Annotated in this window: 9 protein-coding genes; all 9 read right to left on the reverse strand. The window is 42.9% G+C overall.

Going from position 1 to position 12,506, the window contains the following annotated elements:
* Positions 1-739: 739 nt before the first annotated feature.
* Complete coding sequence (locus tag GTK07_RS09110; RefSeq protein ID WP_067032276.1) at positions 740-1,693, reverse strand: IS3 family transposase; 954 nt, start codon at positions 1,691-1,693, stop codon at positions 740-742.
* Positions 1,617-2,057 carry a helix-turn-helix domain-containing protein gene (locus GTK07_RS09115; protein ID WP_051947138.1) on the reverse strand — a complete coding sequence of 147 codons (441 nt, stop codon included), beginning with the start codon at positions 2,055-2,057 and terminating at the stop codon, positions 1,617-1,619. Before GTK07_RS09115 ends, GTK07_RS09110 begins: the two co-directional genes overlap by 77 nt.
* Positions 2,058-2,626: 569 nt before the next feature.
* Entirely contained in the window at positions 2,627-2,938 is a 312-nt protein-coding gene (locus GTK07_RS09120) for a hypothetical protein (RefSeq protein ID WP_036379395.1), read from the reverse strand.
* On the reverse strand, positions 2,910-4,007 hold the full coding sequence (locus GTK07_RS09125) for a hypothetical protein (protein WP_141673284.1): 1,098 nt from the start codon (positions 4,005-4,007) through the stop codon (positions 2,910-2,912). Before GTK07_RS09125 ends, GTK07_RS09120 begins: the two co-directional genes overlap by 29 nt.
* 66 nt (positions 4,008-4,073) lie before the next feature.
* Positions 4,074-5,918: an ABC transporter permease gene (locus GTK07_RS09130; protein ID WP_036379398.1), complete on the reverse strand. Its 1,845-nt coding sequence runs from the start codon at positions 5,916-5,918 to the stop codon at positions 4,074-4,076.
* 392 nt (positions 5,919-6,310) lie between these two features.
* Positions 6,311-9,481: an efflux RND transporter permease subunit gene (locus GTK07_RS09135; RefSeq protein WP_036379400.1), complete on the reverse strand. Its 3,171-nt coding sequence runs from the start codon at positions 9,479-9,481 to the stop codon at positions 6,311-6,313.
* A gap of 36 nt (positions 9,482-9,517) precedes the next feature.
* Positions 9,518-10,582 (reverse strand): efflux RND transporter periplasmic adaptor subunit, encoded by a 1,065-nt coding sequence (locus GTK07_RS09140; RefSeq protein ID WP_036379401.1) that lies wholly within the window; start codon positions 10,580-10,582, stop codon positions 9,518-9,520.
* A gap of 8 nt (positions 10,583-10,590) precedes the next feature.
* Positions 10,591-11,928, reverse strand: a complete 1,338-nt coding sequence (locus tag GTK07_RS09145) for a TolC family protein (protein ID WP_036386003.1) — start codon at positions 11,926-11,928, stop codon at positions 10,591-10,593.
* A gap of 100 nt (positions 11,929-12,028) precedes the next feature.
* Complete coding sequence (locus GTK07_RS09150; protein ID WP_036379402.1) at positions 12,029-12,469, reverse strand: PaaI family thioesterase; 441 nt, start codon at positions 12,467-12,469, stop codon at positions 12,029-12,031.
* Positions 12,470-12,506: the final 37 nt, after the last annotated feature.

Raw genomic sequence — 12,506 nt, forward strand, 5'->3', positions numbered from 1 at the left:
GATGACAATCGTCCTTTTTTTTGATATGTCCTTTTTAGGTCTTGCCATTTTCTATGGTTTTGGTATTGTTCTAAAGGTCATTTGTAAACGAAGTGCGCAGTTTTTGTTTACAAAAACACAACTTGCTCCGTGACCTCCGATCAACTATACCACAAACCTATTGTCTATTGATTGTTTACAAGGGATTTGCCGTACAGAGTTATATGTACGGTAAATTTATCCAGTGTTGGAAATAAGGAATTGGACGAAATCACAGGGGTGAGTTTCTATGGAAAGGGAGAAAAATGGTCAATGTATGAATATACCCTTAATTTTAATCTCTTTACCAGTTGTCCAATTGTCATTTTCCAAACTGATTTTTAAAGCCCGTTTGGGCCAATAGTGGAAAGGGAAAAAACAGAAAGGGTATGACATTGAGGAAAGGGAACTTAAAAATGGTGATTGTTCAATAATGAGGCTTGGCACCTTATCCGCAAACAGCCTTAACATAGCAAATCATCAAGACAAATTTATTAGCGTTTTGAAAAATCCTTACCTCTATACGATGATTACCAGTGTTCTTTTGTCCAGTTTCCTTCCTGTATATTTTACTTTAATCCTCCTTTATTTTCCTTGGAGCACATGATCATTTAAATGATCATACATTTGTACGATCGTACAAAAAATGTGTCTCGTCCTGAAAAAAGTTGTCACTTAAAGCGGTTGATACTATAACGAGTTTACACATTTTTCAATAATCTTAGGTCAGGTTTACACCCAAGGTTCCCTTTGTTATCATGCAGGGGTTTGTTCCCTGATCATATTTATGTCTTTCCTTCCAATAATTTTTCCATGCCCTTGGTATCGGTCCGTGGGACATGTGGGCCGAATCGGGGGTCTGCATATTGAGACTTAGATGGGGCCTACGGCCATTGTAAGAGGAGACGATGTCCCCGAACATATCTATTGCCTCCACTTTGAGCCTTGGTCTATTGTTCTTGAGCCATTCGGTCTTCAGTATGCCGTTCACCCTTTCGGCTATTGCATTTTCCAAGGGATCCACCTTTTCTGTCATACTGATCCCGATGCCGGCACCCTTAAGGATGCTTATGTACCTGTCGCAGCAGTACTGGATGCCCCTGTCCGAATGGTGCACCGGTTTGGGACCGGTCCCATGCGGCAACTGTGATATGGCCATGTTCAGGGCGCCGATCGCACCGGAGGCCGTTAGTTTTGGGGATATGTCCCATCCTATTATCTTCCTGGAATATGCGTCCGTGACGAGCGAAAGGTACATGAATCCCTCCATCGTGTCGATATAGGTTATGTCACTGACCCAGAGCTGGTGTGGGGCATCGACCGTCATCTCCCTTGCCAGGTTGGGGTACCGCCGAAACGAATGGTGTGAATTGGTGGTCCTTGCCCTGCCTCTGGAGCGTCGCAGCAGCATCGAGTTTTCCCGCAGGAGGGCGAAGAGCGCATCCATGCCCATTGAAACCTGTTGTGGGCAGGATGGCCCGAAGATGATGCTGTGGAGCTTGCGCACGCCCACGCCGGGAAGTATGGCGCGTTCATTCTGAACCATCTCGAGCACCAACTGCTTTTCGGCAAGTGTCCTGTACTCGTATCTCAAAAACTTATAATAGGCCTGTCTCGTTTTGCCAAACAGTCCGCACAGCGTCCCAACACTTGTTTTGGGCATGGTCTCTTTCATTTCTTGGACTGTTTGGCACCAGACTTTTTCTGATGTTGATCTTAAGGTCCCTTTCCGCAATGTCTATCATTTTGTTGGCGGCCAGATTTTTGAGCTTCTCGCTTGCCAGATCGGACTCAAGTTCCCTGATCCTGGCCAGCATCCCCTCCGGGGAGTCCGGTAGGACAGTTGAGGCCGGTTCCTTGGTGGTACCGTCGTTCGGCAGGGCCTGGTCCGGACAGAACCTTTTCACCCATTGTTGCACGGATGAAGGTGTTTTGAGACCATACAGTTTTGCCGTTGCCGCCATGCTGAGATCCGATCCCAGATAGTGGGAGGCAACCTTTCGTTTAAAATCGTCCGAATAGGAGTTTACACTTTTCATGATTAAATTTAAATTATTGCTTCTATCATGACAACCTATTCTAGGACAAGACAAGGGTTAAATGGCCCAAGAACATGATACCTACATGTAATTCAATATTAAGTGATTTGGATTATACGATTAGGAACATAGGAAATCCAAAGAGATTTCCAATCCTTTCTTCTTTCTCCCTTTCCACAAAAGAGCGCCCGACAGGGCGCCACCTTCCATGACCAAAACACAATGGTTTCTTGTAGGGAAACAACCAATTTAACGGAATGGAGAAATCTTTTTGGTAGCGGTGAGAGAATAAATGCAAGAGGGCGATAAAGCGTCCTCTTGTTTTTATGAGTGATCCAGAGGATGTTGATATCAAATTGGGAACAAACTCACTGTTTTGTCATATTCCTATACTGTGACATTCCCACTGAATTCTATAAGGGACTGTTATTGCATTCTGCTTTGACATATTCTTTATCTGGCTTTCCTGTCAAAAAGAAGAAATAACAGAAACCCAATCGACATTACTTAAATTTTCCAATAAGTGTAATGCACATGCATATAAGTTATCACCCAAAAATCAATCTGTCCTAGTTACTGTTTGTAGTATTGTTTGTATACGGTTCGTTGGTTTCAAAAAGTGCCCTTATCTCCCTTTTTTCGGATGATTTTATATGAGTTACTGCTTTTTGGCAAAAGTCATTGAACAATGTAGGATTGTCCAGGTTACCGTTGACCCATTCTGCCAAATATCCATTGAATCCTTCAAAACCCATGGTTTGGATCAGCTTATAAAATGCCACGGCCCCTTTATTGATTTCAAGATATTCCGCTCCATCGGCATAGAGCAATGGTGGTTCTTGGTTGGGCTCGTTATTTTTGTCCTTGCCATACTTTTCCAACTTTTCTTGATAAGCTGATTACCGCTTCCCCACCTATTTCATTTTTCACATACAAGAGTCCCAACGCCTCTGGCAACCCTATTGTAAGCATATCCGCCCCTTGCACATTGGCAATGGTCAAGTTTTTTTGCAGCCACAGTTTGGCCAATCCACTACCGATGGTTTGATAGAGATAGGCTTTTTCCTGTAAACCTTCGGTATCGGCCACCCAACCTTCTTTTTCAGAAAGTGCAATGGTATTGGCAAAGGTATACCGATCGTCTTGCCAACGGTGTATTTCTACCAATTGAAGTTGATTGTCGACCGAATTGGCCCCAAAGTTGGTTTGCATAAAAGCAACCCCTTTTTTTAATGCTTCTTGATAGAGGTCCACATTGAACGAATGGGTGGGTTTATGCAGAATGGAATAGTCTATATTCCCGGCCTTGCCCTTGCCAACGCTATAGTCTGATGATCCTACCTGCCAATTGAACACTTGGGGTTTCTTAATGGTATAGATGGAAGTGGTTCTACCATCTTCAGTTTCCATTTTTTGTAAGGCTCCGGCCGTAAACGGAATTTGGCCTTCTTCGGTACTAATAATAATTTTACCTGTAACCCAATCGGCATCCGTAGCAAACACATTTTGGGTAAGGGCAAAGGCATTATCAACAGTGGCCATTCTGGAATCCAGACGTTCCAATCCCTGTTCTTGGCGTTTCCGGTTTTCCAATAACTCCTTGTCGCTATCATATCCTTTCACAGGTAAAAAATCCTGAAGACTACCAAAACTTCCCTTTTTGGTCAAATCTGCCTGAAAATCGCTCTGCACAAAACCGACATATTGTTTGCTCCCTACCAAGGAAAGCTGCAACACGCTATCTTTTTGTAAGGTAGACGGGATTGGATAGGCGGTCAGGTTTTGCTCGACATCCCCTTTTCCCATGGTCAATTCTTGTCCGTTCAGCTTCACATTGGATAATTGGACAAAATCCTTGGTATTGAAAAACAAGGTATCTGCCCCCTTTTCGTTGTTCAATGTGATATCAGCAGTAAATTCTGCCCTTCTTTTTGAAGGAAATAGATCCAATTTTACATCGATTGTTTCATATTTGGGCTGTGGTTTGGTTTCCAGATACTTGTATTTTATCTCGTACTAGGCATCCAATCGTTCCTCTTCGGCATCTGGGATAAAGTTGCCATTATCATACACATTTTTGGTGATGAACGACATCAAAAACAAGAATGCCCCAAAAAACAACACCATCACACCTTTGGAAACCATGCTAAGTTGCATATTCTTCAACGAAAGTCTGTTTTTCCATTTTTTATCCGAGCCCCGCTTCCATAGCCAAACACCGGTCATGACCAAGGTAATGGCCAAAGCCAACCACAATAGGAAGAACCAATTGGCCGATTCTTGAAATATACCATAACCGCTCATTTCCGAATAATCTTCAACTCCAGGAGTAAAACCATATCCTAGCCTTAAATCTTCAATGATGCCCATATCAAAGGAAACAATCAAGAAGATGAAAATGGCCACACAAAGAAGGTGTGTGAAAATTCGATGGCTGGTCAAAGCTCCCACAAAAAACACCAAAGACGCCCAAAGTACAAAGTTCAAAAAGGCCCAACGATAGAGCAAAAGGTCCTCTGCAAATTGTCCTAAATCTATATAAGAAGCTCCACCCAACAACACTTGGGTAAACACGGATACTACAATAAAGCTCACACTTAATATAAAAGACAGTCCAATAATCGCTGCCAATCTGGAAAGTTGGGTAACCCAGACAGGAACGGGCAACGAATCTGTTATTTGCCAAATATTGACCGTCTTGTCCTTAAAAAACAACTCGCCGGCCCAAATCATGATCAACATGGTTATAAAAACGCCCCATTGCAACCTAAAATAGGTCATATTGCTACTGATGGGATATTCATTACCAATATAATAAGCCGCATTCCAAGTAACATTTTGCAAAAACACCATCAATAAGATAATACCGAGGATTATTTTGAAGGAAGTAGGGCGAACAATGTTCAGGAACTCCAATTTTGAGAGTGACCATAGTTTAGTGAGAAAATTAGGTACTTTGTATTGTTTCACGACCTCTGGCAATTTTATGGATGCCGTAGAAAATGACACTTTCTTGCCTTCTTTGATTTTTTTGGATTTATCGGTACCGGCCTGTATGACGTACTTGAAAGAGAAGCGTAGATATGCCGCTATGGCAAACACCATGGCAAGTCCCATCCAAAGCAATCGGTTCTTTAAAACATAGCCGGTCAGTTTGAACAGTTCGGTATTTTTTTGTGTGGGACTCAACAGTTCGGTATAGTGCTGTGCCGCTACATAGCCTCCCGAATCCGCCAAGATGTAAGCCATTAGATTATCCCCACCCCCGGTTTCGTAGGAAGTTTGGGCGATTAAAAATAGAATGACCACCAAGAATACGGCCAAATAACTTGTGGTCATTCTACGGGTAAACACAATGGCAAAAAATACAACGGATACATAAAAAAAGAGGTTGGGTACGGTAAACATGATCCAACCGTGAAACAAAGGGCCCCATTGAACCGGACCAAAACGACCAGCCTCGCCAATGCCGGAAAACGGCACCAACAAATGCCCAACAATCATACCCGTACTTAGAATGACAAGGTATAGGAAAGCGGCCAAAAAGCGGCCTATAAAAAATTGTTTTTCATTGATGGGCAGTGCATAGGTCCACTCCGCGGATTTATACCTGATCTCTTTGTAAAGCACACCTCCGGTAGCTATGGCAATGATGATGATCATAAGCATACCCATGGCCGCATAGTTTCTATACAAAATGCTCGAAGCGTTCATAAGCACCCCTTCGTTGGAAAAGAAATCAAACGATCCCTTGGTATACCATATCATCTGAAAGGCAAGCATGAGAAAGAAAACAAGGGTAACCCAACTAAATACACGCTGTCTTAGCTCGTTTTTTACTATGGAAAATATTGTTTTCATTTTAGTGTTCGCTTAAAATTTTAAAATAGGCATCTTCTAAAGAAGGTTTTTTAGCATCAAAATCACCATTGGGTAAATCATTATATTGGGTAAGAATTTTTTAAAAATGGAACAATCACCAAAATCGATTTAATTGTATTTTTTGAGGCACGATTTCCATGATAAAACCAAAGAAAAAACGGGTCTGCAAATTAAACTCTGTCTGAAAGTAATTAAGTATTAATTTTTAGAGGTCAGTAGTTAGTTACTTATCCAAGATTTCACTTGGTGTATCATTGTACATTATAATGATGAACATCGATTCAAATCTAACAAAAAGGTCGCCAAGGACCGCCATGGGGATAGCATTTTAGATGTCGATAAAGCTCAACAACCGGAACACGGCCAGCATATCACAGCGTGTGGTCTGGGTTAAAGCCATCTACCAATTTTTTATGCTCGTAATCGGCCACCATAAGCTCCTCATAATCAGTTTTTGTTCCCTTGGTAAACTTATGTACCAATTTTTCCATTAAATTGTATATTACCGGTACTATTATCAAGGTCAAGAAAAGCGAACTTATCAATCCCCCGATGATAACCCAGGCAAGACCATTTTTCCATCCCGATCCCGGGCCTGAGGCCAACGCAATGGGAAGCATCCCGAAAACCATGGCAATGGTAGTCATTAGAATTGGGCGGAGACGTGCGTGGTTGGCCTGTATCAAGGCGTTCCTGACCGTTTCCCCTGACCGGACCCTTTCGTTGGCAAAGTCAACCAGGATAATGGCGTTTTTACACACTAGCCCGATCAACATAATTATACCAAGAATGGTAAAGATGTTCAGGGAATTGTTCGTTAACGCCAATGCCAGCAAAGCTCCGATGAACGATAAGGGAATGGAAAAAAGAACTACGAACGGGTGCACAAAACTGTCGTACAGGGAAACCATTACCAAATAGACCAATATAATAGCTGCCAACATAGCAATTCCCAGTGTTCCGAACCCTTCCGATTGCCTTTCTTTATCCCCACCCCATACGTAATCGACCCCCGTGGGCCGTTCGACATCCTGGAAGGCAGCTTCCCATTCATCCGCGACCGTACCAGCTGGTCTGCCAACGGACTGCCCTTTTACGGTAACCGACGCGGTCTTATCCCGGCGTTCCAATTGGCTCGGGCCCAACGTTTCGGTGATGTCGGCGAACTGTGAGAGTTTTACCTCTTGCCCTTGGTCATTAGTAAGGATCAAATCCCCTACATCGACAATGCTTTTTCTATCAAAACTATTGTAGCGAATGTTAATATCATATTCATATTCCCCTGCCCTGAATTTGCCATCGGTATTCCCGTTAAATGCTGTTTGCATTGTCAACCCCACCGTTTGTAACGATAATCCCAGGGAGGCCATTTTATCCCGATCTACTTGAACATTGATTTCAGGATTTCCCGTTTCTACGGACAATTCAATTTCCGTGGCCCCAGGAATCTTATGCAGTTCCGCCTCCGCCTTTCTGGCAAAGACCATGGCACTATCCAAACTAGGTCCGGTCACTACCAAGGCCAACGGGGCTTCCTCCGCCACTCCCAAAAGACTTATAGGGACGGTTTTCACCTTGGCTCCGACCAAAATTTTCTCTAAACGACGTTTTGTTTTGGCGGCAAATACATAAGAATCGTCCTGCCTTTCATTTTCATCAACCATTTGGACGTTTATTTCCGCCTTGTAAGCTGTAGCCTGTGAAGCTCCTAAGCCTTCGCTGGTCTGGCCTACAGTGGTGATAAGGCTCTTGACTTCTTCCTGTGTATTCAAAAAGGCCTCTGCTTTTTGGGCCATAAAATTACTTTCTTCCAATGAGGCATCTTTTGGTAGTTCTATCTGCACCAAAAACTCGCCCCTATCCGATGTGGCAAAGAATTCGCCTCCAATAAATCCTGCCGCTACCAAGGCGATCGAAGCAAAGAAGATAACCAAAACGATGGACAGCGTGGTTTTATAATGATCCAGGCACCAGGTCAATAAGCCGGAGATCCAATTCGTGAAACGTTTTAATTGTGTTTCGAATTTGATGATAAGCCTACCGAACAGGTTTTTACCTGTGATATGCTCCAATTTTCCGAAACGGGACGATAACCAAGGAATAATGGTAAACGATGCCAATAGGGACAACAAGGTCGAAATAATTATGGTCACACAAAATTGGGTAATGATTTTGGACACCAGACCGCTGCTCATGGCAATGGGAAAAAAGACGACCACGATTACCAGCGTTATGGATGTTACCGTGCCCCCGATTTCAGCGGTACCGTCATAGGCCGCACGGACACGGTTTTTGCCCATTTCCATATGCCGGTAAATGTTTTCGAGTACAACGATGGCATCGTCCACCAAGATGCCTACGACCAAAGACAATCCTAATAAACTCATTAAGTTCAAGGTATAATCCAACAACAAAAAGCCTATAAATGTCGCAACCAACGATGCGGGTATGGACACCATTACAATTAGCGAGTTTCTTACACTGTGCAAGAAGAACAGCATTACGATCGCCACCAATAACACGGCGATCAATAGGTCATGGATTACGGAATCGGCCGCCTCTAGGGTAAAAACACTACTGTCATTGGCGACATTGAGACTGAGGTCTATGGTTTTATAATCGGTCTCGAGCTGTGCTATCCGTTTTAATATATCTTCACTTACAGCTACGGCATTGGCATCGGACTGCTTGATCACCTGCAGTAGGATGGCACTTTTTTGCTTTACCCGTGCAATTTTTTCAGGTATTTTTTGACTGTCCTGAACATCCGCAATATCACTGAGCCTCACTTGGATGCCATCTTTATCAGCGACTACCAGATTGCGCAGCTCTTCAACATTTTTATATTTTCCGGCCAACCGGATCAATATTTTTTGCTGCCTGGTCTGAATATTTCCTGTGGGGAAATCCAAATTCGAGGCCAGGATGGTCTGTTGGACCTGGGGTATGGAAAGGTTATATCCATGAAGTCGGTCGGCGTCTAAATTTACCTGGATTTCCCTTTCTTGCCCCCCGATCAAATTTATCTGTGCCACACCATTGACCCGGGAAAGCAAAGGGGCAATTTTTTTATCAATCAGGTCATAAAACTTAATTTCATCCATAGTGCCATTAGCACCAATTGTCATAATCGGAAGGTCGCTCAATGAAAATTTGCTTAAGGAGGGTGTTTTGGCATCATCGGGCAGATCACTGATAATGGCATTGATTTTCCGTTGTGCATCGTTTAGGGAAATATCAACATTGGCATCATCCGTCAAGGTAATCGCAACCGTGGAAAGGCTTTCATAAGAACGGGATTCTATTTTTTTGATGTTCTCCAGAGAGGCAACCGCATCCTCTATTTTTTTTGTCACGGTATTTTCGATCTCGCTGGGCGAGGCACCGGGGTAGATAGTGGCGACGGTTATGACATTTCGGTCGAATTTGGGTATCAATTCATACCCCAGTTGGTTATAACTGAACAGGCCCCCAAGGGTAAGTATGGTGAATAGCACAATGACCAATGAAGGCCTTTTTATGGAAATTTCCGCTAATTTCATAGTATGGAATAAAATGTTTCAGGTTATTGTCCGGTTCTAGTCGATGATGTCTATCTTGGAACCGTTCTGTAGATTGATCTGCCCGGTAACTATTACGAGTTCATTGCTGTCCAGACCATCTAATATTTCGACCTTATCACCGAATATTCTTCCAGCCGTTACACCGGTCAGTTTTGCAACTCCATCCTCAGCGACAAAAACCTGGTTACTGCTTACACTTCCCAGGAACGCATTTCTAGGGGCCACCAGTATCTTTTCGCTTTCCCGGTCTGACGAGGTGAAGGATGCCGTCCCGTACATGCCCGCCTTCAAGGCGTTGTCCGGATTGTTCGATATCTCGATTTCCACAGGAAAATTCAAACTGCTATCCGATTTCGGTGCTATAAACGTGATTTTCCCTGCAAATGTCCTGTCTGGTAAGACACTGGCTTTTACATTTACCGGGGCACCCGTTTTTAAACTGGCCACTTGGGACTCGTTGACCGTAACCCTAAGTTTAAGTTTGGAGACATCGACAATTTCGAACATTGGTGTTGCTGTTGCCAGAACAGAACCTGGTTCGATAAAACGCTTATTTACAACTCCTTTTATCGTAGCTTTTATGCTGACATCACTCGCATTTACCCTCGCTTGTTCCAGTCTCGATTGTGCAGTAACCAAGGTCAACTTGGCCTGATCCATTTGTTGTTCGGTCACTCCACCGGTTTTTAAGGCATTTTCAAAACGGTTGAAATTTTTGGACGCATTCTGATAGGCCGCTTCGGCCGCGTGCAGTTCTGCCGATACCTGCTCACTTCTCACAACTGCCAAAGTCTTGCCCACTCTGACATGATCACCTTCTTCTACCAATACCCTAACGACTCTACCTGGCTTTTCCGCAGAAAAATCCAGTTCTTTAAAGGGCTCGAAGTTTCCATTGGCGGTAAAATTGAGGGGAATAGTTTCCATCTTTACCGTATCAACCTTTACAGTGACACTAGCATTTTTCTGTGCAACTATATCCGTTTTTGCTTGATTTTCTTGTTTGTTGTTCATTAAGATGAAGGCAATCAGGGCCAATACCACTAAAATTGTAAGTATGTATATTATGTTCTTTTTCATCGTGCTTATTAGTTTGTTAGTGACTTTAATTCCCCTTTAGACTTCAACAACAGGATTTCTGCCAGTTTGTATTGTAAAATTGCGGAGTTAAAGTTGTTCCTAGCCTCGGTCAAGGCGTTTTCCGCATCCAATAGATCCGTTAGCGGAGCCAAACCTTGGACGTAATTGTTTCTGGTATTGTCCAAAACTGCCTGTGCCAACCTGACATTTTCGTTTTGATTGTTGACGGTCGCAATACTATTGTTTATTTGGGTTCGGGCATTTTCGTAATCAAGATCTAAGGCCAATTCGGTATCCTTGATATCCTCTTGTAAGATCCGCAGATCTATATCGGCCTGCATTACTTTGGAACGTGTACCAAAACCTGCGAAAATGGGAATTTTCAAATTCAATCCTATCGATGAAAAATCGGACCAATATACCTTGTCCTCAGGCTTTTTGAACCAGGGAAGGTCCGGGCCTTGGCCAAGATAGTTGTACCCAACTGTTAGGGAAAGCGTTGGATAATATTCCGCCTTGACCGCCATTTTCTGGTAAGTCAACAATTGTTCCTGCTTTTTGAGAAGCAGATACTCCGATCGATTCTCGGTATCCGGGGATGAAACTACCTCGCTTGGTCTGAATTCGAACTCGATTTCCGGAATTTCGATTTGGGCGGTTATGGGCATTCCCATAAAAAATTTCAGGGTATTTTCTTGAAGTTGTAGCGCATTGTTTATCTGGAGCCGTTGGGTCTCTAGATTTGAAATTTTAACAATAATCCTGTCCAAATCGATTTTCTTCGCTAGCCCATTTTGAAACTGGCCCTCAATGATATTTTTCGCCTTGATCGTATTTGCCAACGTACTATCAAGTACCTGAAGGTTTAAACGCTGTAGATATACTTGATAGTAACTATTGGCTACCTTTTCTATTACCTGCTCTTGAGTTAATCGATTATTGATCTGATAAAACTCACGGGTAGTTTTTGCTGCTTTTAAACCTGTGTAAACCGATTGGTCAAATAAGTTCTGGTTCAACGAAACACCAAAGACCGAATTCCATTTTTGCCCCAAAGTTGCCTGTATAACGGTGCCCGGTTGCCCAAAGGAACTTCCATCGATCACATTGGTCTGTAGGATGGGATTATAGACCAAACTACCATTTCCTGTGATCTGTGGCAATGCTCGCGAACGAACTTCCTGGATTTGGTACTCACTATTTTCAATGGCCAGCTTCGATTTTTGTGCATCGGCCTTGTATTCAAGAGCATAGGAAACGGCATCCTTTAGGCTAAGCTGCTTTATTTCCTGGGCATTGGCTACGCAAACAAGGCATAAAAGGGAAATGCTTAAAATTTTTTTGATCATAAACGGATACGTATTTAATGGGGGAGAAATTTTAGGATGTCCTATAGGGTTTTTTAAGATCCTCTTGTTTTATGTATAATTCTTTATTACCTAAAGTTTAGGAGCCGTTTCTATGGATGCTATATATACATCTTGCCAAAGCCACTAAATCTTTTTGTCCACTTTGGAAAAGTTCCACGTCCACCACGTTGATGGATTTACCACTTTTAACAATCTTTGCCTTGGCCAAAATATCCCCTTCAACGGTAGGATGGAGATAATCGATCCGCATATCCAAGGTATTTATCCTGTCCTGTAAGGAATCGAGGGTCGTCGCTCCGGCAGCTCCTCCAGCCGTATCGGCCATAGCGGCCAAAATTCCTCCATGCCATCGTTTTTGCAGATAGTCGCCTATGAATTCTTTCTTAAAAGGGACTTTGATGCACACGTACCCAAGTCTGATTTCCATAATTTCTAACCCGAATATTTTATTGGCCGGCATCATGTTTTCAATAGCATGCTTTAAAAACAAATAGTCGTCTTGCCCTATTTCCTGCATTGGTCAGATTTTAAAAATTAAAAGATTTTTTTTTTGC

Source organism: Flagellimonas sediminis, assembly GCF_010500845.1.
Taxonomy (GTDB): domain Bacteria; phylum Bacteroidota; class Bacteroidia; order Flavobacteriales; family Flavobacteriaceae; genus Flagellimonas; species Flagellimonas sediminis.

What these genes read in the sequence shown, in the direction of transcription:
- GTK07_RS09140 (WP_036379401.1), bottom strand. Translation starts at nt 10,582, where the DNA reads ATGAAAAAGAACATAATATACATACTTACAATTTTAGTGGTATTGGCC.
- GTK07_RS09135 (WP_036379400.1), bottom strand. Translation starts at nt 9,481, where the DNA reads ATGAAATTAGCGGAAATTTCCATAAAAAGGCCTTCATTGGTCATTGTG.
- GTK07_RS09150 (WP_036379402.1), bottom strand. Translation starts at nt 12,469, where the DNA reads ATGCAGGAAATAGGGCAAGACGACTATTTGTTTTTAAAGCATGCTATT.
- GTK07_RS09110 (WP_067032276.1), bottom strand. Translation starts at nt 1,693, where the DNA reads ATGAAAGAGACCATGCCCAAAACAAGTGTTGGGACGCTGTGCGGACTG.
- GTK07_RS09115 (WP_051947138.1), bottom strand. Translation starts at nt 2,057, where the DNA reads ATGAAAAGTGTAAACTCCTATTCGGACGATTTTAAACGAAAGGTTGCC.
- GTK07_RS09130 (WP_036379398.1), bottom strand. Translation starts at nt 5,918, where the DNA reads ATGAAAACAATATTTTCCATAGTAAAAAACGAGCTAAGACAGCGTGTA.